Source organism: Cellulomonas flavigena DSM 20109, from assembly GCF_000092865.1.
GTDB classification, from domain to species: Bacteria; Actinomycetota; Actinomycetes; order Actinomycetales; family Cellulomonadaceae; genus Cellulomonas; species Cellulomonas flavigena.
Genome location: NC_014151.1, coordinates 3,618,659 through 3,640,678, shown reverse-complemented (window position 1 = coordinate 3,640,678; position 22,020 = coordinate 3,618,659). Strand labels below are relative to the sequence as shown.

Annotated in this window: 24 protein-coding genes; 8 read left to right on the top strand and 16 right to left on the bottom strand. The window is 70.4% G+C overall.

Translation table 11 applies throughout. The features are described 5' to 3' along the window. Positions 1-12: 12 nt before the first annotated feature. The 4 genes from CFLA_RS16530 to CFLA_RS16515 all read right to left on the bottom strand — a co-directional run bounded on the left by CFLA_RS16530 (position 13) and on the right by CFLA_RS16515 (position 6,827). Positions 13-3,150 carry a helicase-related protein gene (locus tag CFLA_RS16530; RefSeq protein ID WP_013118492.1) on the bottom strand — a complete coding sequence of 1,046 codons (3,138 nt, stop codon included), beginning with the start codon at positions 3,148-3,150 and terminating at the stop codon, positions 13-15. Further along, positions 3,147-4,961, bottom strand: coding sequence for a phospholipase D family protein (locus CFLA_RS16525; protein WP_013118491.1), 1,815 nt, complete (start codon positions 4,959-4,961; stop codon positions 3,147-3,149). Before CFLA_RS16525 ends, CFLA_RS16530 begins: the two co-directional genes overlap by 4 nt. Further along, positions 4,958-6,151, bottom strand: coding sequence for a DUF6361 family protein (locus CFLA_RS16520; protein ID WP_013118490.1), 1,194 nt, complete (start codon positions 6,149-6,151; stop codon positions 4,958-4,960). The genes CFLA_RS16525 and CFLA_RS16520 overlap by 4 nt, the downstream gene beginning before the upstream one ends. A gap of 94 nt (positions 6,152-6,245) precedes the next feature. Continuing rightward, positions 6,246-6,827, bottom strand: coding sequence for a hypothetical protein (locus CFLA_RS16515; RefSeq protein ID WP_013118489.1), 582 nt, complete (start codon positions 6,825-6,827; stop codon positions 6,246-6,248). A gap of 60 nt (positions 6,828-6,887) precedes the next feature. Between CFLA_RS16515 and CFLA_RS19650 the strand changes: the two genes are divergently transcribed. Next, positions 6,888-7,779 (top strand): IS5 family transposase gene (locus CFLA_RS19650; protein ID WP_425358344.1). Its coding sequence is split into 2 segments (ribosomal slippage): positions 6,888-7,244 and positions 7,246-7,779, totalling 891 coding nucleotides; the frame shifts between segments, so codons are not numbered across the junction. A gap of 48 nt (positions 7,780-7,827) precedes the next feature. Next, a complete protein-coding gene (locus CFLA_RS19230; RefSeq protein ID WP_085955081.1) occupies positions 7,828-8,298 on the top strand; it encodes a GNAT family N-acetyltransferase in 471 nt (156 codons plus the stop codon). Between the two features lie 10 nt (positions 8,299-8,308). On the opposite strand, the gene CFLA_RS16500 is transcribed toward CFLA_RS19230, so the two are convergent. The 3 genes from CFLA_RS16500 to CFLA_RS19225 form a co-directional block, all read right to left on the bottom strand. After that, positions 8,309-9,316 carry an IS481 family transposase gene (locus tag CFLA_RS16500; RefSeq protein WP_013118485.1) on the bottom strand — a complete coding sequence of 336 codons (1,008 nt, stop codon included), beginning with the start codon at positions 9,314-9,316 and terminating at the stop codon, positions 8,309-8,311. Positions 9,317-9,473: 157 nt separating this feature from the next. Further along, positions 9,474-9,905, bottom strand: a complete 432-nt coding sequence (locus tag CFLA_RS16495) for a helix-turn-helix domain-containing protein (protein WP_013118484.1) — start codon at positions 9,903-9,905, stop codon at positions 9,474-9,476. Positions 9,906-9,987: 82 nt separating this feature from the next. Next, positions 9,988-10,683: an HNH endonuclease gene (locus tag CFLA_RS19225; RefSeq protein ID WP_013118483.1), complete on the bottom strand. Its 696-nt coding sequence runs from the start codon at positions 10,681-10,683 to the stop codon at positions 9,988-9,990. A gap of 240 nt (positions 10,684-10,923) precedes the next feature. Between CFLA_RS19225 and CFLA_RS16485 the strand changes: the two genes are divergently transcribed. Next, positions 10,924-12,258 carry a hypothetical protein gene (locus CFLA_RS16485; RefSeq protein ID WP_187291307.1) on the top strand — a complete coding sequence of 445 codons (1,335 nt, stop codon included), beginning with the start codon at positions 10,924-10,926 and terminating at the stop codon, positions 12,256-12,258. A gap of 236 nt (positions 12,259-12,494) precedes the next feature. Here CFLA_RS16485 and CFLA_RS16480 read toward each other — a convergent pair whose 3' ends face one another. After that, positions 12,495-12,722 (bottom strand): hypothetical protein, encoded by a 228-nt coding sequence (locus tag CFLA_RS16480; protein WP_013118481.1) that lies wholly within the window; start codon positions 12,720-12,722, stop codon positions 12,495-12,497. Between the two features lie 261 nt (positions 12,723-12,983). Here CFLA_RS16480 and CFLA_RS16475 point away from each other — a divergent pair, with 261 nt between their 5' ends. Continuing rightward, entirely contained in the window at positions 12,984-13,175 is a 192-nt protein-coding gene (locus CFLA_RS16475) for a hypothetical protein (RefSeq protein WP_013118480.1), read from the top strand. Positions 13,176-13,236: 61 nt separating this feature from the next. Here the strand turns inward: CFLA_RS16475 and CFLA_RS16470 are convergent, their stop codons facing one another. Further along, positions 13,237-13,527, bottom strand: a complete 291-nt coding sequence (locus CFLA_RS16470; RefSeq protein WP_013118479.1) for a hypothetical protein — start codon at positions 13,525-13,527, stop codon at positions 13,237-13,239. 309 nt (positions 13,528-13,836) lie between these two features. On the opposite strand from CFLA_RS16470, the gene CFLA_RS16465 reads away from it, so the two are divergent. Genes CFLA_RS16465 through CFLA_RS16450 form a run of 4 tightly spaced genes read left to right on the top strand, consistent with a single transcriptional unit; the run spans position 13,837 to position 16,536 of the window. Further along, complete coding sequence (locus tag CFLA_RS16465) at positions 13,837-14,490, top strand: sporulation delaying protein family toxin (protein ID WP_013118478.1); 654 nt, start codon at positions 13,837-13,839, stop codon at positions 14,488-14,490. After that, on the top strand, positions 14,487-15,098 hold the full coding sequence (locus CFLA_RS16460) for an SdpA family antimicrobial peptide system protein (RefSeq protein ID WP_013118477.1): 612 nt from the start codon (positions 14,487-14,489) through the stop codon (positions 15,096-15,098). Before CFLA_RS16465 ends, CFLA_RS16460 begins: the two co-directional genes overlap by 4 nt. Then, on the top strand, positions 15,095-16,063 hold the full coding sequence (locus CFLA_RS16455; RefSeq protein WP_013118476.1) for a sporulation-delaying protein SdpB family protein: 969 nt from the start codon (positions 15,095-15,097) through the stop codon (positions 16,061-16,063). Before CFLA_RS16460 ends, CFLA_RS16455 begins: the two co-directional genes overlap by 4 nt. A 47-nt stretch (positions 16,064-16,110) precedes the next feature. Further along, a complete protein-coding gene (locus CFLA_RS16450; RefSeq protein WP_148234395.1) occupies positions 16,111-16,536 on the top strand; it encodes a hypothetical protein in 426 nt (141 codons plus the stop codon). Between the two features lie 60 nt (positions 16,537-16,596). Here the strand turns inward: CFLA_RS16450 and CFLA_RS16445 are convergent, their stop codons facing one another. The 7 genes from CFLA_RS16445 to CFLA_RS16420 form a co-directional block, all read right to left on the bottom strand. Next, complete coding sequence (locus tag CFLA_RS16445; protein ID WP_013118474.1) at positions 16,597-17,490, bottom strand: HNH endonuclease; 894 nt, start codon at positions 17,488-17,490, stop codon at positions 16,597-16,599. A gap of 345 nt (positions 17,491-17,835) precedes the next feature. Further along, the gene (locus CFLA_RS16440; RefSeq protein WP_013118473.1) at positions 17,836-18,177 is read right to left on the bottom strand and encodes a HepT-like ribonuclease domain-containing protein; all 342 of its coding nucleotides are present in this window, start codon (positions 18,175-18,177) and stop codon (positions 17,836-17,838) included. Beyond that, entirely contained in the window at positions 18,174-18,632 is a 459-nt protein-coding gene (locus CFLA_RS16435) for an XRE family transcriptional regulator (RefSeq protein WP_013118472.1), read from the bottom strand. The genes CFLA_RS16440 and CFLA_RS16435 overlap by 4 nt, the downstream gene beginning before the upstream one ends. 330 nt (positions 18,633-18,962) lie before the next feature. Continuing rightward, complete coding sequence (locus CFLA_RS16430; protein ID WP_013118471.1) at positions 18,963-19,487, bottom strand: DUF6301 family protein; 525 nt, start codon at positions 19,485-19,487, stop codon at positions 18,963-18,965. Continuing rightward, complete coding sequence (locus CFLA_RS16425) at positions 19,488-20,006, bottom strand: DUF6301 family protein (protein ID WP_013118470.1); 519 nt, start codon at positions 20,004-20,006, stop codon at positions 19,488-19,490. It lies immediately after the preceding gene. 20 nt (positions 20,007-20,026) lie between these two features. Further along, positions 20,027-20,203, bottom strand: coding sequence for a hypothetical protein (locus CFLA_RS20575; protein WP_187291306.1), 177 nt, complete (start codon positions 20,201-20,203; stop codon positions 20,027-20,029). Between the two features lie 110 nt (positions 20,204-20,313). Next, positions 20,314-21,951 carry an RNA-binding domain-containing protein gene (locus CFLA_RS16420; RefSeq protein ID WP_013118468.1) on the bottom strand — a complete coding sequence of 546 codons (1,638 nt, stop codon included), beginning with the start codon at positions 21,949-21,951 and terminating at the stop codon, positions 20,314-20,316. Positions 21,952-22,020: the final 69 nt, after the last annotated feature.

The following is a 22,020-nucleotide window of genomic DNA, read 5'->3' as shown; positions in this document are numbered from 1 at the left end:
CACTGACCTCACTCAGCTGAACCTGTGCCCCGGAGGCGTCAGATCCACCCGCAACCACTCCACGTCCTCCCCGACGTACCGCACCAGGTCGTCCTGCCGCGGCTGCCCGATGACCATCCGGTACGCCCCCACGGTCCGCAGCAACCGCTGCCGCTGCTGCTCCTCGCGGCTGAGCGGCAGCGCCGGCACGTACCTCTCGATGACCGCACCGCCGGGCCGCGTGCACACCCAGTACGGCTCGATGTCGGACGCCCCGGCACCGCGAGCCGCGTGCGCAGCCTCGAACACCGCACCCCACGGATCGTCACGGTCCTCGAGCGCAGCTTCCCCGTGCAGCACGGCGACGTTCTTCCGCACCGCGTGCCCCTTGTACCGGTGCACCCGCCCCTCACGCTGCTCGAGGTCAACGGGGTTCCCGGGCAGGTTCCAGTGCACGACCGCGTGGCTGTACGTGTGGAAGTCCAGCCCCTCCTGGCCCACCGACGTGGACGCGAGTACGAACGGCCGGAACGGCGAGTTGAATGCCGCCCGCACGGTCGACTCGCGCATCACGGTCTTCTCGTCGGTCTGCGCCCGCCCGAACCGCGCGGCGAAGTGCGCGCTCATGCGGTGGTCGGTGACGTGGACCTGCCCGTCGACCACCTGGATGTCGTCAACGACGTGCGGTGCCGCGCGCGTGGACAGCGCCTCGGCGATCGTCTCGGCGATGACGCCGACGCGGTCGAGCGGCGCCGCGTCCTGCTGACCCTCGGACTCGACGAGCACGTGCACGTACTCGTCGAGCACGGCTTGCAGGCACCCGTCGGTGGCGTGGTCCAGGACCGTTCGCCAGTAGGTCTCGTCCTCGGTCGCGCGCAGCAGCGCGACGATCTCCGGCTTGTTGAACAGCGAGCGCAGCCCCTGCGCCACGTGGAACGCGCGGTCGCGCACGACCGGGTCAGCGATGGCCGCGGCACCTCCCGCGACGCGGGCCAGCGCGCGCAGGCTCGTCACCCCGGGGCCGGCGATCGCGAGGGACGTGAGCACGTCGACGAGGTCGTCGGGACGTCGGCCGAGATCCTCCGCGCGGACGTCGAGCGCGAGCCGCAGGTGCGCGGCGAGTCGCGATTCGTGGTCCTCGTCGACCGAGCCCCACCGACTCATCGTCGCCCGCAGCGCCGCGTGGTCCTTCCCGTGGAGGGCCTCGTCCAGCAGGAACGGCGCGGCCCAGTACCAGCCCTGGTCGACGCGCTCGCTCGTGGGCTCGCCCTCCGGCAGCCGCCCCAGCAGCGCACGAACGCGCTCCGCGACGACCGCGCGCACGCGCTCGACCGGCAGCGGCACCGCGCCCTCCGCCCGCGCGACCTCCAGCGGGTCACCGGCGCGCGCCAGAGCGAGCGACGGGTAGAGCAGCGCGAGCGCCGGCATGCCGGCAGGCCGCTCACCCGCGACCCGGAACTGCAGCGGCGGCGTCACCGGACGGTCGTCGTACGCGAGCTGGTCACCCGCGGCCGACAGCGTGCGACGCTCGGCCTCGTAGCTGGTGAGCACGGCGATGGCCTTCGGCACCACCGCCCACGCGGAGAACACCAGCCGCTTGGTGAAGCTCCGTAGGTCCGGCTCGGCGTACGCGCCCGCGAGCTCGTAGTAGGGGAGCGACGGCGGCAGCCATGCGAGCCGCCACGCGCCGCGGTCGAGGACGTCCGCGAACAGCCCGCGCAGCTTCGCGTTGCCGGGGTCGACGCGCCGGTACGCCCGCACGTCCTCCCACGCGAGCAGGCCCGGAGCCCCGTCGAGCGCCGCGACGAGCGACGGCTCCTGCCGCTCGGCAGCAGCCTGGAACCGGGCGCGCACCTGGTAGCCGTTCCGGTCCATGAGGTTCAGCGGGTACGGCGACGAACGCCAGTACTCGAGCACGTCGTGCCGGTCGACGGCCCGCCCGACGCCGTCGAACGTCCGCCACCCCCGCAGATCGTCCGCCGTCAGTGCCACCTGGGGGAGGGACTTCTCGACGAGCATGCCGTCGCGGTCGGGCGTGGACGCGAGCCGCTCAGTGCGGCACATGACGCGGCGCAGCTCGTGCTCGACGCGGTCGCGCGCATCCCGCGCCCGGGCGATGTCACCGCCGGCGACGAGCGTCTCGCGCATCGTCCGCAGCGCCCCCTCGACCACCCGTGCCCGCTCCTCGCCGGCGAGGAACGTCGTCGTCCGCACGAAGTCGCGGTAGTGGTCGTCGCCCTCCGGCTCGTCGGGCAGCGTGTACATCTTGTACGGCGTCGCTGACAGCAGCAGCACCTTCGCGTCCTCGTGGTCGAAGATCGCGTGCGCGAGCTGCGCGCCCTCGTCGTCGCTGCCGTCCAGCAGGTCCTTGAAGCGCTGGAACTCGTCGAGGATCACCAGGTCCGGATCGAGGTGCTCGACCGCCGCCCGCGCGACGAGCCGGCGCAGCACGCCGAGGAGGCGGTAGCGCCGTGTGCTCAGCGCGTAGGACGGGTCGCAGCGGAGGTAGTTGAAGTCCTGCACGCACTCCTCGAGCTCGGTGCGCAGGGGCCCGCCGCCCGGGCCGTCGGCCGCGTCGACCGTCTCCCCGAACGCTCGGCAGAACTCCGGGTCCAGCGACGACCGGTCGAACCAGCGCAGGTCCCGCTCGAAGTTCTCCAGCTTCATGCCGCCCTGGAAGAACCGCGTCCACCGGCGCGGGCGCAGCACGTCCGTGCCCCAGGCGGTGGCGAGCATCCAGTACAGCAGGACGCGCTCCTCGCCCTTGCCGCCCGACGACCCGACGTTGAACGACGTCCCGGGCGTGAAGGACACGAAGTTCACGTCCTGCTCGCGCAGGTCCCGGATGACCTTGGGCAGCAGCGTCAGCCGGTCAGCGTGACGCATCTCGGAAGCGTTGACGACGTTGAGCCGGCTGAGGTTCTGCCGGGCGATCTGCGCGTTCGAGCAGATGTACACGACGTCGACCCGCTTGCCCTGCGTGCGCACGTGCTCGACGGTCCGGGCGATGACGCCGCGCGCGACCATCGTCTTGCCGAGCCCGACCTCGTCCGCGACGAGGAACCGCTTGACCTGGTCGTCGTCCAACCACAGCCGCCGGAACACGTGGTCGACCGTGGCCCGCTGGAAGTCCTTGAGGCTCGCGAGCATCCGCTCCGTCTCAGGCGTCATCGCCGCGCCTCCTGGTGGACCAGCCAGACCGCGTCCCACAGGACGTCGAAGTTGTCAGGGACGAGCTCGTGCCCGTTCGGCATCGCGCGCAGGTCCTCGACCAGGCTCGCGACGCGGGCCAGCGCGTCGTCGTCGCGGCCGATGGCACGCACCAGCGGTTCGAGGAGCGCGACGTCCTGCCGTGTTCCCGTGGCCTCGGGGTGGAAGCCGGTCTCGCCGGTGCCCGCGAGCTCGGCGAGAAGCGCGTCGTACGACGGGTCGCCGAGCAGGAACAGCAGGTAACGCAGCACGTCCTGCTTGCTCCGCAGGACGTCGAAGACGGCGTCGTGACGGCGCCGGTCGACGTCGCCGGTGAGCTCGGTCTTGAGCACGCAGCGACGCGTGACGCGGGCGTCGCCCGCACCGGCCGTCGTCTCCACGACGAGGAACGGGGTGACGTTGAGGTGCGCGAGCGTCCATCTCGTCGTCGGGGCCAGGGCCTGCGCGTGGCCGTCGGGGAGCGACGCGAGCCACGTGCGGGTCGTGCCGGGTGCGTCCGGCGGGACGTCCACCGTGACCGTCACCTCCGCCCGCTCGTCGTCGAGACGCCTGACGTGCGCGACCGGAAGGAGCGTCGCCAGCACGCGGTGGAACTGCTCGATCTCCAGCGACGTCGCGATGGCGGGATCCGGCACGCCCTGCGCCGACGAGGGCGCGTGATCCTGCAGGAGGGAGGCCAGCCCCGCGACCCCGGACGACCCGTCGAGCACGCTGGCCACGCCGCACGCCCGCGTCGGACCCGTGAGGACCGCGCCGAACTCGACGTTGCGGCCCCACGGCGCGTAGGTGAGGTTGGCGCTGCCCGTCACGGTCGCCGACGTGCCGTCCGGCAGGTCGACGACGAACGTCTTGGCGTGCAGGCCGGTGCGGGTCTCGAGCTCCGTCCGCACGGGCGGGACGGCGTCGATGTCGCCGCCGGGCTCCACCTCGGCCTGGCGCTGCAGCACCGTGGCCTGCCAGCCGTCGACCGCGTCGGACCCGAGCATGTCGAGCGACTCGGGACGCGAGACGAGCGTGCGCTCGTCCGCCACGCGTGCCAGCGCCCGCACCGCCGGACGGCCGAGGAACGGGGTGATCGCGAGCAGGCGCTTCGCGCGCTCCGGGAACGGCCAGACGTCCGTGCCGTCGAGGCCGATGGGCAGGAGGTAGCCGCCGGTGAAGGGTGCGGGGACCGCGAGGCGGACCGAGGCCAGGGTCGTCGAGAGGTCGGCGACCTGGTCCTCGCGGGCCGTCGAGAGGGCGCGGAGCGCCCGAGCCGGCAGGGCCCGGACGAAGTCGGCGGCCGGTGCTGCGTCGACCGCGCCGTCCGGTGCCTCGTCGAGCACGAGCGCCGTGTCCCATGAGCGGTCGAACGTCATGTTGCGCGACAGGATCACCACGCGGTGCGTCGCGGTGCCGTCGGGGCCGACGAACCGCACGGCCCACAGCTTGGGGTGGAAGATCGCTCCCTCGCGCGGCGCCGTGACCTCGACGACCGTGTCCTCGAGGAACGTCAGGACGCTGCGGTACGTCGACGGCACGTGGATGCCGCCCGCCTGGACGAAGACGGTGGTGTGCTCGGCGTGGCGGCGGACCGCCTCCAGCATGCGGATCGGGTCGACGCGCTCCACGTCGCCGTCCACCTGCTCGGACACCGCGAACGACAGCGGCGCCATCAGCAGCGCCGTGAGGTCGAGCGAGTACGTCGTGCCGACGACGACGTCGACGCGGTGCCCGGCCGGCGGGCGCAGGGCGTCCGTGAGCAGGACGCGGGACTCGGGGGTGAGCGTCACGCGACACCTCGCGCGGCGTAGAGGTCGGCCAGGTGGGTGCGTGCGACCGACCAGTTGAAGTCCAGACGCCGCAGACCGCTCGCGCCGCCCCAGTGGTCCAGCGCCGCCTGGTTCGCCAGGCGCGCCCGGCCACCCTTGATCTGGCGCTCGCGGGTCGCCACGAGGTGCGCCGCGTCGGTGCTGCTCGCCACGTCCGGGTCCGACGTGACGAGGTCGAGCCACTGGTCGACGAACACGCGGGTGAGGGGCCGGATCTCGGGGTTCAGGCGGATGACCGTGGTCCACCAGGCGACGCGGTCCCAGCCGTCGAGCGCACCGGTCGACTGGAGCTCGCCGCGCCACAGGGCAAGGTCGGACTCGTAGCCGGCGACCGCCTCGTCCATGCTGCGCCGGCGCGCGAGGAGGAGGTTGTAGAGGAGGACAGCGCCGTGGATCGCCGTGTGGAACCGGCGCGCGTGGTCGACGGTCTCGGCCAGGTCCGCCGGGAGGCTGCCGAGCGTGGCGATCTCCCAGACGTAGGTCGCGAGCTCCGGCGGGGGATGGTGGACGAGCCAGGCGAGCAGCGAGCCCGCGGTCGCGCGCGCGATGCTGTCGGAGAGGTACTCCTCCTCGACGGGGGTGAGGTCGAACGTCGCCCTGGTGAGCAGGTCGGCGGGTGGTGGTGGGAGGTGGGGATCGAGCCCGGCGCCGGGTGCCTGCTCGCGTGCCTCCGGGTCGTCGCTCACCGCCGTCCTCGCGGCGAGGCGTGCGAGGTCGTGACGCCGGCGGAGGTAGCCCTCGACGCTCAGGTCGGGTTGCCGGATGCCCCAGGCGCCCAGCGCGGACCAGTACACGCTGCTCGGCATCCGCCGGAGACGCGCGCCCGCCTGGCTGCCGATCACCCCGGTCGGCTCGCCACCGGCCAGCAGGCTGCCGATGAGGCGCACCTCGAGATCACGGAGGTGCTGGGCCGCGTCGCGGCCGGCGCTACCGTCGGCTGCCCGCTGCAGCAACCACGGCACGAACAGCACGTACCGCAGGCGCGTGTGCACCACCGAGGTGCCCGGGAACAGTGCGTGCGACAGCGCGTCCCGGATCGCCCCCGTGCCCAGCTCGTCGACCGTGCCGTCCTGCGAGAAAAGGTCGACGACCTCGAGCATCCGCCGGCGCTGCTCCGTGTCGCTGTCGAGCCAGCCGAAGGACGAGGGCATGGGGTGATGGTCGCCTGCACAGCGGAGCGCTGTGAGCCGTCAGGCGGGTGAAGTCGCGAGGGAACCAATTGCTGCGCTGCCCGACGGCCGAAGCTCAGCCCCGAAGCCTGGAGTGGCTAGCGGCTCGATCGGCGAACTGAGGGCAGCCGGACTTGCGCAGCCTCCCAGGCATGTCGGCGTCGAGTCCCCGTGCGATCCAGTAGCCCACCATCTCGTCGACCGCAGCCTTCACGAGCTCTGGGCAGAAGTCGTCGAGGAGCACGAGGAAGTCGTCCGGATGCATGACCTCGTAGGGCGACGTGTTGGTGTCCCAGTCGAAGTCGTCGACGTCGAACGTCAGGAGGACGTCGGCGCCGCAGGCCACGGCGGCAGCGTGGACGTGCGCGTCATCAAGTTCCCGCCCGCCGTACGTCGAGTCGATCTCGTAGGTGTCGACACGTCCGGCCTCGAAAGTGCCGGCAAGGCGGTCCCGGATCCCGCTGATGCGGTGACCGGGCCACGTGGGGTGAGTCTTGCGCAGGTGGTAGAGAACTTCGGCGAACACGTCCTCCGACCAGTGCACGACGAACGGTGGATCGTCCGGGAGTACGTAGAGGAGCCCGAGCCAGTCGCGGAGCGTCCGCGAGAACCACACGTTGGCGTCGACGAAGACGCTGACCGGGCCGATCTGCCGCATCCGGGGGAGGCTAGGGCGTGTCTCCCAAGTTGAGCGCGCCCGGTCGTCGACGCTGCTCGCGTGACTCGTGCGCAGGAGCTCAGTGACGCTCAGTGGGAGCGGATCGCACCGTTGATGCCGCTGGTGCGCGGAAGGTCACGGCCGTTCCGCGACCACCGACAGGTCGTGGAGGGCATCGTTCACCGATACCGATGCGGGATCGCCTGGCGAGATTTGCCAGAGCGCTTCGGACCATGGCAGACGGTGTGGAAGAGGCACGCTCGGTTCAGTCGGGACGGCACCTGGGACAGGATCCTGACGGCCGTGTTGGCCGACGCCGACGCCGCTGGCGACATCGACTGGGCAGTAAGCATCGACTCCACGATCAACCGCGCACACCAGCACGCGACCACCCTTCCCCGCGTCACGGGGGGAACCGATGAATCACAGGAATCTGCGCGTCGAGCCGGGTGACCACGCGATCGGACGGTCCCGCGGCGGTCTGAGCACGAAGATCCACCACGCGGTGGACGGCAAGGGCAGGCCCTTGGCTGTGCTCCTCGGCCCAGGTCAAGGTGGGGACGCGCCGATGTGCCTGCCGGTGCTCAACACAATCCGGGTCCCTCGCAAGGGGTCGGGACGCCCGCGCACCCGGCCCGACGCAGTCCTCGCCGACAAGGCGTACTCCTCTCGCGCGATCCGAGCCGAGCTGCGCCGCCGAGGTGTCGTCAGCGTGATCCCCGAGCCACGCAACCAGCAAGGCCACCGCAAGCGCCGCGGCTCAGCCGGCGGGCGGCCCGTCACCTATGACCCGGACCAGTACAAGCGCCGCAACGTCGTCGAGCGAGCATTCAACGCGCTCAAACACTGGCGAGGGCTGGCCACTCGGTACGACAAGCACGCCGTCACCTACCGTGGCGCCGTCGTGCTCGCGGCGATCCTCGCCTGGCTACGAGCGCCGACCTGTCGATAACTCGTCGCGCCCCGTCCGGTGAGCATCTACCGTGCCCGCGTGGCGAACATGCTGCTGACCTCCGAGCCTCTCGGTGACACCCCGCCACGGCCGCCCGCTGGGGTGACACTCCACCCCATCGGCGAGCAGGACCTGGCGGACGTCGGTCGCGCCTACTGGCGCACCTACCTGGGCACGCCGGAAGAGATGACCCTGACGAAGGCCACCCACGACGTCCTGGCCGCGTGGAACGGCGAGTACGGTCGCTGGCTGACCCCGGGCAGTTTCCTCGCCCGGGTCAACGACGAGCTGTCCGGCGCGATTCTCACCGTCGACGACCCGCCCTGGCCGGACGTCCCGCGCGGCCCTTTCATTATCGACCTTTTCGTCCTGCCGGACATGCGCCGTCGCGGCATCGGTCGCGCACTCGTCCAGGCGGTTCAATACGCGCTCCGCACCAGCATCGGCCTACGTGTCGACGACTCTGCAGCTGAAGCGCACATGCTCTACATCTCCCTCGGCTTCAGCCCTGCCACTTGAGAGACACGCCCTAGCTGTTCTGGGTCATGACGTTGGTGACGCCTGCTCGCAGGCGTGAGGCCGGGGGTCGGTCGCCGGCGGCCGTGTGAGCGCGATGGTAGTTGTAGTGGACGTTCCAGACCTTGATCGCGGCGGCGCGCTCGGCTTCGGAGGTCCAGACCCGGGCGTAGAGGAGTTCCTCGGCCAGGATCCGGTTGTAGCGCTCGACCTTGCCGTTGTGCCGGGGCGTGTGGGGGCGGATGCGCTGGTGGCGTGATGCGGTCGCCAGGACGGTGCGGGTGAACGCGGTGGCCTTGTAGTTCGCCCCGTTGTCGGTGACGACCCGCACGAGTCGGTCGATGCCGTGGGCGGCGAAGAACGCTCGGGCGCGGTGGAAGAACCCGATCGTGGTGGCCGCTGTCTCGTCGGGCAGGTGCTCGGTGTAGGCCAGGCGGGAGTACCCGTCGACCGCGGAGTGCAGGTAGACGTAGCCCGCGCGGGCGCCGGAGGTCTTGGCGCGCTGAGCGGCCTTGTCCTGCGTCGAGCCGCGGCCGTGGGCTCGCCACCCGCCGCCGTCGGGGATCCGTCCGACCTTCTTCACGTCCAGGTGAACCATGTGCCCGGGGTAGCGCGCGGTGATCCGTCCCGTGGTGCGGTTGGTGGACCCGTCGGGGTCGATGTCCCGGCGCCGGTTGATCCCGAGCCGGACCAGCCACCGCGAGACCGTCGCCAGCGAGACGCGGTGCCCGCTGCGGGTCAGCTCGAGGTGGATCTGGCGGGCCGTCCACTTGTGCTCCCGGCGCAGGCGTTCGATCTGCTCGACGACGCCCGGGTCCAGCTGGGTCGGGCTCGCGTGCGGGACGCTGGAACGGTCCAGCAGCCCGACCTCGCCGAGCTCGTCGTAGCGGGCCTTCCACTTCGACAGGCACTGTCGGGAGATCCCGGCCTCGGCAGCGACGTGAGCGATCGGACGGGCCCGACAGCGCTGCACCAGGCGGAGCCTGCCGGCAGGGGTCAACGGGGCGTTAGCGTGGCTCATGAGGGGTAGGTCTCTCTCGGCGCGGATGTGTTGGTCGCACTTCCCATCCTGCCGCCGGCGGGCCTACCCCTCGCTCACGCCCCGCGCGGTGTCACCAACCTGATGAGACGCAACACCTAGCCGTACAGGACTTTGTGAGCGCAAGCCCTGGCGACGGCTATTCCTCGTCACCCTCCAGCGCGAGGAGCTCGCGGTACGCGGCGCGCTCACGCTCGCGGCGCGCACGCTTGGCGACCAGCACGTCGTCTGTTCGCAAACGGGTGTGCGTGCCCACCTTGTGCGCAGGGATGTCGCCGTTCCTGATCAGCTTCATGAGCGTGGGACGAGAGATGCCGAGGATGGCAGCAGCCGTCGACGTGGTGACCTCCGGCGGGGTGGTGGTGATGGTGATCGTCGAGGCGGAGGCGACTGCACGTAGTACCTCGCGGAGGAGGGCGTGGATGCTGCCAGGGACCGGAACTGTCTCGTCGTTCAGAGTCACCGAGAGCACGGCGCGGGGATCGGCGAGCGACGCGAGCACGTGTCGTGCCAGTTCCGCGTCGCGCGGATCCGTCAGTACGTCCTGGCGTGCCGCCACGGTCGTTGCCATCAGAGCTCCCTGGACGGCTGGGTCGGATACACCTGCAACCGTAGGGGGGTCAGTTATAAGTGCAACGCTGACCGGGTGCCGCTTAGAGGCTCACCGCCGGGCAGGGTGTCTCGGCCACGCTCTGGGCCTCATGACGAAACTGCTGGTACCTCCAGGTCAGGGCGTCTTCGTGGGGGTAGGGGGCATCCGGCCGCAACTGCAGTGACGCCAGCCGCAGGTCGTCCGGGCGCACGCGAGGATCGAGTTCGATCGCTCGCGTGGCGGGGTTGAGTGCCCACAGCCCCGCGTCGAACGCTCGGTGGAGCGTCGCCGACAGCAGGAGCCCGTTCCGCTCGTCGTCAGGTCCGCCGTCCGCAACAGGGATGACGTGCGCTGCGTCGAGCACCTCCTTCACGGGGATACCGCTGATGGCGCACCGCGCGCCGTAGCGGTGCAGCACGCGGAAGGTGAAGCCGGCGTCCCGGTGGAGGCGGTGGGTCATCGCGCCACGTCGGGTCCGCCGAGCAGCGCGAACGAAGGGGCGCTCAGGATCAGGCTGCACGACGAATGGCGCCGGTGGCCGTGGCGCGAACTCCAGCAAGAAACTCTGCGCCGCATCGTCCGCGGCTGTGACCCACGCGAGCCGCACGCGGCGCAGCGGACCGACGTTTTCGATGACGAAGAGCGGCATCTGTGCGCCGAGCAGGGCCGCGACGGCGTCGATCTCGGACCGGTCTCGCCCAGGTGAGCGGCGCGTCATCGGGAAGCTGTAGACGGGTGCACTCCGGACGTTGCTCACGATGCGGCGCTCCGATGTTGACCGTATGGCCCGCTCCGCAGTGACAGCAGTGCTGCGGCGGACTGCTGGGGCACAAAGACAGCGTGGTTCCGCGGCCGCGATGACCGACGGGATGTGTGCCACGCGGCCGCGAAGGGCGCGACGTCGCAGGAGTCGCTCGCGTGGCGCTCGACGCCATCCGCACCACCTGCAACAGTGCGTCACATCACGACGCGTGCTCGTCGTGACCACTCACGAGGCATGAGGACGGCGATGGACGACGAGATCGAGCTCATCAGCGACGGCGAAGGGCTCGCAGTCTTCGGTGATTCCCGCGCGATCGATCGGTTCCTCGGCGACATGGGACTGGCGACGTCCGCAGCGGAGCGAACGCGCGTCCCGCGGTCGTTCGCGAAGCTCTCCGGCATCGTGCAGACGACGGCGGAGGCCTCCGCGCAGTCGGGGCGATGGGTCAAGCTGACGGAGGAGTCGGCGGCGCAGGTCAAGATGCTCGGCCTCATGAAGAGCAAGACGACCGGGCTCGACATGGGGATCGTCCGGGGCAGCAACGGCCAGATCAAGAGCATCGTCCAGTTCGCCAAGGGCCCTGGTGCCTTCGCCGCCAACCCCGCGATGCTGGCGGGAGCCGCGGGCATCATGACGCAGCTCGCGATGCAGCAGGCGATGGACGACATCAGCGACTACCTCGCCGTCATCGACGCCAAGATCGACCAGGTGCTCCGCGCGCAGAAGGACGCCGCGCTCGCGGACATGATCGGCGTCGACCTGGTCATCGACGACGCCATGACGATCCGCGAGCACGACGACGTCGACGAGCTCACGTGGTCCAAGGTGCAGGGGACGGCATGGGTGATCGCGCGAACCCAGGCCTATGCCCTCCTCCAGCTCGACGGGCTCGCGCAGAAGGTCGAGAAGGCGCGAGACGTCCCCAGGCTCGCGCAGGTGTGCGAGAACGTTCCCGAGGAGGCACGCGACTGGCTCGCCGTGCTGGCCCACTGCTTCCGGCTCCAGGACGCCCTCGACGTTCTCGAGCTCGACCGCGTGCTCGACGGTGATCCCGAGAGGATCACCCGGCGACGAGAGGCGCTTCGCGTGGCGCGCGAGAAGCGCCGCGAGCAGATCTCCCGCACCACGGAGCAGCTCCTCGCGCGTCTCGATGCCGCCGCGGGGACTGCGAACGACAAGGTGCTACGGCACCCCACGAAGGCCCGTGTCGTCGTGGCGACGAGGAACGACGTGACCGGTGACGTCACGGAGCTCTACCGTCGATTGGGCGTCACGCGCGAGATGACGCCCGTCGACGCTCGTCGCTGGGTCGAGGCCGCGGCGGACGTCCGGGACCGTGTGGTCGAGGCCGGCTCAGGGAGTGTCGAGGCCGCCGTGCAGGTCGGGACACAGGCCGCCGGCCTTGCGCGGTCTGCGGGTAGCCAGGTGGCCGACCGGACCCGGGACGTCGGGTCCACGTTGGCCGGACGAGCCCGCAGCTCTGCAGGCGTGATCCGGGGCGCTGTCGCGCGAGGTCGTGCCTCCACCACGTCGGGCGAGTCCTCGGACGCCGGGTCCGCACCCGAGTGACGGGTGACGGCCCGCAGGCCAAGCCCCTCTGAAGCGGGTGAACGTCTGCAGGATCGCTGTGCGCTCCTCCGAGGCTCCCTGCCCGAATCGAGGGCGGCCTGGCGACGGGGGCTGCAGCGTGCCCGGCGATCCGGACGGCGTGCGCGCGGTCCTCGAGGCTCTCGCCGGCCTCGTCGACGAGGTTGCCCGTCCGTGTGCGGACCGATGAACCGAGCCCCTGGTCGGTGACCGGTCGGTCATGTCCTCAGGAGGCTGTCGCGCAGCCGGACGCCTGAGGACGTCGCGGTGATCGTCAGGATCCCGGTGAGACCCTCGCTGCGCGAGGTGATCGTCGCCGAGTACCCGTCGCCGCGCGCGACCAGCGCGACCATGTCGACGGTCTCGCGGCTGAGCTCGGCGATGACGAGCGGCGGGGAGCGCCGCGCCGACGCGCGGACTCCATCGCCCCGCGCGACCTCGCGCACATCACCCCGCACTCCTGCCAGTTGCTCGAGCAACTTCAGGACCAATGACCATGTACGCCGGTGTCCTGGTCTTCCTATCCTCGCGTCATCGAGGTCGTTGCCACCCGCGGACGTGACGCTCGCGCTCGCAGTCGGTGCCGTCCGCGGCGCCGTCGTGGTGACGGCGTGCGGCGCGCAGCTCCACGTGCTCCGGCCGGCGTCCGCCGTGCCGCGGGTGCGCCGTCCGACGTGGGGAACCCACAGTGAGAGAAGGGTGAAGCCATGGGGAACATCGGACAGCGCGTCGGGATGCGTCTCGTCGTCGCCGGGGTCTTCGGTGCTGCTGCCGCCGTGCTGCTGCTCCAGGTGCAGCTCGGTCCGTCGGTGGTCTTCGGGACCATTGCGGCGGTGTTCCTCGCGGGGGCCGTGCAGGCGGGCCGCGGTGCCGGAGGCAGCGGGCCGGCAGACCGGTGACCGGCCACGCCGGCCCGTGCACCGGGAGCCAGCCGGGGCCCAGCTCTGACGGTCGGCGGCGTCAGCTCCCGGGCGTGTCCGGGCCAGGCGGCGCGCTCGTCGTCACCACGGAGGGCTGGGGCGCGTCGGTCGGACTCACCGTGTCCGGCGGTGGCAGGAACGCGCCGGCCACGGACATGAAGGCCACGGCGACCAGGATCCCCAGCAGGCCATGGGTCCGGGATCGCAGGAACGCGAAGCGCCGTCCCGAGATCGCCGTCCAGACGGAACCGAGGAACAGCACCGACGCCGCCAGTGAGAGCGCCACAGCGCCGCCCTCGTTCGCGCCGAGCGCCGCCGCAGCCGCGAGCACGAGGTAGCCGGCAAGACCCGCGGGGCGACGCGTGGGGGCTCGACGTGCACTCGACGGCAGATCGGCGGCGGCGCCCGACGTCCGGTGACTCTCCTTGCCGCGAGCAGCTCGTGCCTCCGGGGCGAGTTCGCCGGCGAGGTACCGCGTGATGTCCGCGATCTCGAGTTCTGGTCGAACGCGGCGTGGTCGATGTTGCACAGCGCCAGGTTCCCATCCGCTCCTCAGCGGTCTCACTACTGGACGCCTGCCCCACAGCGACGAGGGGGCTGTGAGTATCGAGCACTTCAAACCATCACCAAAGGGGCAAACGTGCGCAAGAAGGTCCTGGTTTCCGTGCTGGTCGTAGCGCTGAGTGTTGCCGGTGCGCGCTCCGCAGAGGCCGCTAGCACGCCGGCGCCTGCGGACGTGGTCGAGGCGTTTGCCGGGGCCTCGGACGCCGACTACGGTCGCGAGGCTTTCCGGGCCATGGCGTTCGGCCAGGGTGAGCTCGGGAGCGAACTCGTCGACGCCGGGTTCTTCGGGGCTCCTGAGCAAGCAGCCGAACTCGTTGCCGCCAACAACTCGGAGCCTGTGCTGGCAGTGACCGAAGATCTGCTCGACCAGGTCGACGAAGCGGATCCGGCATTGTTCGAGCGCTTCGGCGAGAGTGCCCGGTCCGGCGACCCCTATCTGCTGCGCGACGCCCTCGTCGACGCCGGGGACGCTCTGGAGCAGGCTGCTGCAGAGTCCGGAGCGCAGACCGAGGTCGCCGGCGCTCAACCGGATGCCGCCGCGCTTGTCGTGGTGGTCGCCGTACTCATCGCTCTTGCTGTCTTTGGTGGAGCCGCCGTCACCGTGCTGTACGTGGCGAATGGCGCAGCAGCAGTCAACGTGTCCTACGTCAAGAACAGGTCTGTCCACTCCAAGGAGCTCAAGGCAGAGGAGCAGCTCGCGATCGCGACCGTCGCCCTCGACGCTCGATGAGCACCGGGACGGGCGGCGTTGTCGTCACCGCCGTCCCACCCCGGACCTTGGAGATCACGCGGCGCAGTCTCGCGTCGGCGGTCGTCGTCTGCGTCATTGTCGTTCTCTACGTCGCTCAAGCGAGTCTTCCTCCCAACGCCCTCACGCTCCCGCTTCAGACCAGCATCGCGCCTCAGATCGCTCCGGTCCTTCCCCAAGGGTGGGCCTTCTTCACCAAGAGCCCGCGCGACGAGGAGATACTGCCGTTCGCGGTGACAGGGGTCGGTGCCCTGGAGTCCTTGTCGACCGGACCCAACTCCGACCCACGTCACGCCTTCGGGCTGAGTCGTGGAGCGCGGGCTCAAGGAGTGGAGATCGGCACGCTCCTCTACGACGTCAACGTGAGCGAAGAGGATTGGGTGAACTGCGTGAGGCTCTCCGACTGTGCCGATGTACTGGAAGGGCAGGAGGGCATCAGGGTGGAGAACGAAAGCCCGGGACCGACACTGTGCGGTCCCGTCGCCCTGGTCCGTCACGAACCACGTCCCTGGGCCTGGCGGCACCTCGTCGACGAGCACCTGCGTCCGGTGAGCGCGCTCCAGCTCGACGTGCGTTGCGGGTCGGCATGATTCGCCTACCCGTGCCATGGGGAAATGTCGTGGGCATCGCGCGGACCATCCTCGCCCTGGCTCTCATGGTCACGGTCCTCGGCTCCTCGACGACGACGCTGTTCCGCCCTGTGGGTGGTCTCGGTGAGTACCCCTTGTGCGAGGGCATTGCGCGGGTCGGCGTCTTCTGCCTGGTCGGCAACGACAACCTCGGCATCGCCCGTGCGGTCTGCGCGATCCTGCTCGCCGTCGTCGCCAGTGGCTGGCGGCCGCGGTTCACGGCGATCCCGCTCGCGTGGATCGCCCTGAGCGTGAGCACGGGGATCGCCATCCCCGAAGGCGGCGACCAGATCGCGGGCAACCTGGCGATTCTGCTCGCAGTGGTCGGCATCACCGACGGCCGTCGATGGCACTGGGAGATCTCGGACCGGGATCCGGAGGGGACCGTCGGTCGTATCATGACGCTCGCTGGAGTCTGCGCCTACTGCCTCGCCAAGTTGCAGATCAGCGTCCTCTATCTGCAGGCATCGCTCGCGAAGCTTCCCCACGCCGAGTGGGCTGACGGCACCGCCGTCTACTACTGGCTGCACCACCCGGTCTTCGGCGTGACCGCGTGGTCAGCGTTCATCGCGTCCGCTGTCGTGGACGTTCCGCTTCTCGTCGCGGGGCTGACCTGGGGCACTGTCGCTATCGAGTTCGCACTCGCGCTCGTCCTGCTTCTGCCACGCCTCGCGCGGCTCTGGATCATGGGACTGGGCGCAGCGCTTCATCTCGGCATCGGGCTCACTCTGGGCCTGTGGTCGTTCTCGATAGCCATGTTGGCGGCGCTGCTCGTGCTCGTGCCACCTGTCGGAGCGAGCGTCCGGGTGCGGCGGCGGGTGCCCGAGCAAGGTGAGGAGACGGCAGTCACACCTCGACGTGAGGCACAACGCGACGCCGAGTCGGAGCTGCTGGCAGTTTCACAGATGGGAAGCATGGGCAGATGAGATTCCGTGAGGTTCGGTACGCCACCGCCGGCGTCGGAGCAGTGGCGGTGACGATCGGCGTCGCTGTCGCGGTCAACCTGCTCCTCAGCGCGTGGCCGAGCGCCACGTCCGACGTCGAACGAGCCCTGTTCGCCCTGCTGGCCGTCGCTGTCGTCGCCCTCTGCGTGCTCGTCGCACGCATGTCCTCGGTGACAGAAGTCTCCGCTGACGGCGTGAGCCTGGCGTTCCGACTCGGTGTCACGGTCTGGCGTCGGCGGATCGCCCGGGACGATCTCGCTGTCGACGGGGTCGAGCAGGTTGGTGTCGTCCGAGCAGGTGGCCTCGGCTTGCGCTTCCTGGGTGCCGGGCGCGTCGCGCTGATGGTGCGTAGCGGCCCTGGTGTCGTCCTGCGCACGCTCGATGGCCGGCGGACGTACGTGGTGGGGAGCGACCGGATCGACGAGCTGCTCGGCGTGCTCGTCGCGCATCGTTGAACCAGGGCGGCAGCCTCGCTGCGCTCGGCGTCGTGGGGAGTCTGTCCGCCCGCTCCGCCCTCACCGCACCCCCGCGAACCCCTCCCACCGCTCCGCCAGCAGCTCCCGGTCGGGCCGGTCCTCCACACGCTCCGGCAGCGTCAACGCCCGCCCGTGCATCTCCTGCAGCCCGTGCTTGAGCATCGGACCGTCGATCTCCTCCATGAGGTCGCGGTCGATGTGCACCACGTAGTCAGGCGAGATGCCGAGCATGTTCTGGTCGAACGCGGCGTGGTGGATCTTGCACAGCGCCAGCCCGTTGGGCGTCGTCGGGATGCCGCGCGCGGAGGCGTCCGGGGCGATGTGCGCGGCGTCGAGGAGCGACCCGTGCCGCAGCGTGCAGACGGCGCACCGCGTCTCGTAGGCGAGGAGGACCCGGGTGCGGAACGCCGGCTGGTGCAGGCGCTGCTTCGCCAGTCGCAGGGCGTACGCCCGCTGCGGCTCGGAGAGCGAGCGGAGGTCGCCCATGTATCGGAACGACTCGTCGAGGGCGATGAGGAAGGCGCTCTCCTCCGGGACGTCGTCGACGACGTACACCGGGGCGATCGGCGTGTAGTAGTTGGGCGTCTCCTTGCGGAACAGGATCAGCGGCATGCCCGTCTCGATCGCGGCGCGCATCTTGCGGTTGTCGCCGCCGAACGGGTCACCGGACCGGTAGGCGTAGTGCAGCAGACCGTCGTCGGGGTCCTCGATGTCGTCGTACGGGCCGTGCGCCGACTGCACGATGGCGAGCGTCGACGCAAAGCCCGCGGGGTTGCGGATGCCGCGGGAGAAGTCGATCAGCGGGAGGTCTCGGTCCCCGGTGCGGTAGCTCAGCAGCTCCTGACGGTGGAGGAACCCGCCGTTGCGCTCGGCGCGCTCGTGCACCCACGCGATGATCTGCATGCGGAGGGCTGACTCGACGGCGGTGTCCACAGGGCTGAGCTCACCAGGTCGGTCGACGGGTGGCGGGGAACGCCACGCCGGCGGCAGGGATGAGGACCTCCAGTCATTCCGCGACCCGCCGCTCGGCCCGGCAGCACCGGACGGACGGCCCGTGACTTGTCGCGGTCGGTGACGTCGACGCAGGCGGCGTCACAAGCCGTCGTCGTCCCCGGTCATGCGGTTCGGGTCGAGCCCGAGACGGAGTCCTCACGGATGAGGTCGGCGGCGCTGGTAGCGCGGGCGGACGGTGCCGTCCAGGCATCGGCCGTCGACGCGGGAGTCTGGAGTCGGGAGCCGCTCACGGCTGACTCCATGAGCGAGCCGGGTCCGCCGAGCTCAGCTGTCCTTCACCTGGCGCGTGAGCTCCGGTATCCGACCCCGCAGCGTCGCCCAGACGAAGTCCGCCTGCACCTTGTCGTAGTGATGAGCGATGAGGTTCCGCATGCGTTGGATCTTGAGCCACTCAACCTCGGGGTGCGCGTCCTTGAAGGCCTGGGGTAGCCGCTCCACCACGGTCGACACCTTGATGACGATGCGCTCTCCGGCGTTGCGCAACAGCCGCCCCTGGGGGTCGTCGGCGAGGTAGGCCTCCTCGCCGAGGCTGACGACATGGGCCGCATCCTGCGCGATGGAGGCGAGGTCGTCGAGCAGGCGGGAGACCTTGTCGTCGGCCGTCACAGCGGGACCGCGTCGCGCCGCGCGTGCGAGCTCACGGCGCCGTCGACGCGTCCGGAGATGACGTCCACCTTGGCGCCCAGGAGCTCCTCGAGCTCGTCGGTGAGGTCGAGGACGTCGACGAGGTCGGTGCCGTCGTCGAAGGTGATCATGAGGTCGACGTCGGACTGCGGGGTGTCGTCGCCGCGCGCGACCGACCCGATGAGGTAGGCGTCGTGGCCGTGGTGGCGTGCGACGGCCTCGCGGACGGCGTCGCGGTGACGTCCCAGCACGACCGACGGGCGGACGCTGAGCGCCTCGTCGAGCCGGGACCGAGTCTCCGCGCTCACGCCGCGTCGCCCCGTCTCCGTCGCGGCGATCACCGGCTGTGCGACGCCCGACAGCCGCGCGAGCTCGCGCTGCGTCAGGCCGAGGCGAATGCGGCGTGCCCGCAGCTGCGTGCCGTACGACGTGGACATGTGGTCGACGATAGCGCGTCTGCTATCAGTCGCACGCCTGCGACAGAACCGCGGACAGGTCCGTGAAGGCCTTCCTTCAGCGCGCCTGGCGACTGAGTCTCGGCGTCCGAGATGGTGACCTCGAGTTCGTCGAGGGCGCCGCCGGTGCTCTCGCCCGAGAGCACCAGTGCCCCGGCGCGGTCGTCGTTGGTGCCCGAGTTCGTGACGAAGCGGCACGTTCGGGCCTGGGTGACGGGTCAGCGGCGATCGCGCTCTCGAGGCGTTCGATGGTCTGCCGGCACTTCCGGTCGATCAGATCTGATCTCGCGGGTGCGCCTGAGCGTGTCGCGACTACAGGTCCTCGTGCCCCGTCCCGGGTACCCGGTCGGGGCTGATCCCGAGACGCGCCTCCTGGCGTGCGAGATCCGCGGCGTCACGCGACAGCAGGACCATGACCACGATGTCGTCGAGCCGCTGGAGGCCGACCCGTCCACCGTTGGTCAGGTCCCAGAACGTCCGCGGGTTCTCCCCGCGGTCGGCGACCACGGGTGCGCCGAGCGTCTCCTCGACTGCTGTGCAGAGACTCGTGTAGGCCTGCCGCAACGCGGTGGGCGACGGGTCCTCGGCGTCCGAGACGTTGATCTCGAGTTCGTCGAGGACGTCGCCGGCGGTCTCGTCCGTGATCACCAGGGCCCGGGCTCGGTCGTCGTTGGTGCCCAGGTTCGTGACGAAGCGGATCCCGTTCGGGGTCTCGAGCCTCACGGACCATCCGAGCGCGGCGGCGAGGTCGTGCGCGGCCTGCCTGCCGGCCGGCCACGTGACAGCGTCGAAGGCGCGCAGGAGGTCGCTGATCTGGTCGGGTGATGCTGTGCGCACTCAGAAGTCCTCGTCGCCCGCCCCGGGAATGCGGCCCGGGTCGACCCCGAGCCGTTCCTCGTCGCGTTCGAGGTCGGTGACCTCCTGCGAGCGCAGGATGAGGACGACGGAGTCGAGCTTCTGGATCACGACGCGCCCGCCGCCGGCGATGTCCCACACGGTGCGGGCGTGCTCCCACTCGTCGGTGCGCACGGGGGTACCCAGCTCCGCCCGGACCGTGGCCGCCACGGACCGGTATGCCTCGTCGAGCTCCGCGGGCGTGGCGGGGTCGCGGTCGGAGACGTGCACGGTGAGGTCGAGGATGCTGCCGTCGGCGTCGTCCGGCCTGATCAGCGCGTTGGCGCGCTGGTCGTTCGTCGGGTACCCCGTGAGGTACCGGACGCCGCGGGGGGTCTCGAGCCGGATTGTCCAGCCGCACTCGTCGGCGAGGGCCAGCGCCTTCTGTCGGCCGGCGGGCCAGGTGATCGCCTGGAAGGTGCGCAGGAGTGCCCGGATCTGGTCGACGGACGCGGTCTGCACGGGGTGTCCTCCTCGGTCGTTCACTGGTCGACGACCCGGATCTCGAGCGTCGCTGGGTCGAGCTGCAGGTCGTCGATCCGCACCTTGCCACTCGGCGTGGCGTGGACGAGCCGGTAACCAGATCCGAGCGCCACGAGCTGAATGCGGAGCGCCCGGCGGCTCTCGTGCCGGGCGTCGGACGAGCGCGCGAGGCTCACGGCGATGGTGAACCCCGGACCTTCGCGCCATGCCGCGGTGACCGGTCGCCCGTCTCGGGAGAAGGTCGACCGCTGAGAACCTGCGCGGTGCCGGTCCGCCGTCCAGCGCGTCACACCACGTACTTCGACGTCCTCCGTTCACCGACGAGACGTAGTGCGCCGGCGTCGACGAGGCGCTTGAGGATGGTCCGAGCCTGGACCGGTGACACCTGGCACAGCTGAGCGGCCTGGCTGCGGGTGATGGACCCGTAGGCCGTCACGTAGTCGCGGATCATGCGCTCCTGCTGCAGCGGGTCGGCGCCCATCACCCGTACGTAGGCGTTGCGGTCCTGTGCGAGGTCGTAGAAGCGGGCGGTCAGGTGAAAACGTCGGCTGCGCCCGTTGCCCCGGGCCTCGAGGATCCCGCGCTCCACGAGACGCGTCGTGATCGTGCGGGTCGTCTGAGGGATGAGGCCGAGGGCCTCCGTGAGGTCGGCGCTCGTCGCGGAACCGGACGCTTTGACGTCGTGCACCACCCGCAGCTCGTCCAGCGTCAGCGGGCGTTGTCTCTCGTCCTCCCAGACGAGCAGGAACCGCACGAGGTCGAGGTCGGCTGTGCCGAGCGGGACGGTGACGACGACGGAGTCCGGGGTGCTGCGGGAGTAGTCCGGGACGCCGCGTCCCGCCCGGAGCTGCTGCTCGAACATCTCGTTGACGCCCTTGCCCTTGCGTTCCACCAGGCCCGCGCGCTTGAACGCGGATGCGAGGAGCGGGCTGCGTGGCCGTGACTGGTCGAGGATGTTGGCGATGGTGACGCCGGGAGGCAGGCCTCCGGGGTTGGAGACGACGAACTCCTCGTCGGTGACCTGGACGACGGTGGGGCCCACGGCGGCATAGTCACGGTGGACCACGGCGTTGGCGAGCGCTTCTCGTCGGGTGACCGACGGGATCAGCGGGACCTCGACACGGTGCAGGCCGGCCATGAGCTCGGTGGTGGTGTTGCGTTCGTCGATAAGTCGCCGCATCTGGTCCGCCGACTGCAGGAGGGGGCCGACGATGCGCTCGTTCGTCCCGTCCCCGTGCCCGCGCAGGTCCTGGAAGAGGAACTCCGCGTTCGGGACCCAGCGCTCGACCGCCGCGCGTGTCCCGAACAGCAGAACTGCGCCGATGCTGACGGGAGCGGTCATCGGCACGAGCCCGAGCGCCTTAAGGATGTCGACGTCGGCGAGGCTCCCGAGGCTGTCGCCGGCGGCGCGGCACAGCGTGCGGAACCGGTCGAGCTCCCGGGGGTCGAGGTCGTCCATGGTCGCGTCGCGTGCGACTGCCGCCGCGAAGTCCTGCCCACGAGTCACCAGGCCCATGCTCACGATCTCGTGAGCCGTCATCGGCAGACACTGAGGGCGGCCGTCGGTGGCGATGACACGCTTGGTGAACAGGCCGTCCTTGGTGCCGACGGGCCCGGGGTCGGCGCGCGGGACGTCGATGCGCACGACCTGCGCGCCTTCGACCGACTCCACGGCGACGTCGACGGGCAGCGGCGGCTCCGTCGAGTTCATGATGAAGGCCGCGACCCGGTGCGGCTCCGTCGAGGCGCCGTGCCGCGGCTTGGCCCCGGTGACCGTGCCGTCGTCCTCGACGCCGACGAGGAGCACGCCTCCGTCCCCGTTGGCGAGGCACGCGGCTGCCTTGACGAGGTCTCGGTCGTTGATGTCACGCTTGAACTCGACGGTGAGTGTCTCGCCGCCCGCGAGCAGGTCGATGGTCTTCACTGACCGATGATGATGCATACATTATGGAGTAGGCAAGAGATGCATGCCGTGGATTCATAAGTTTTGAGT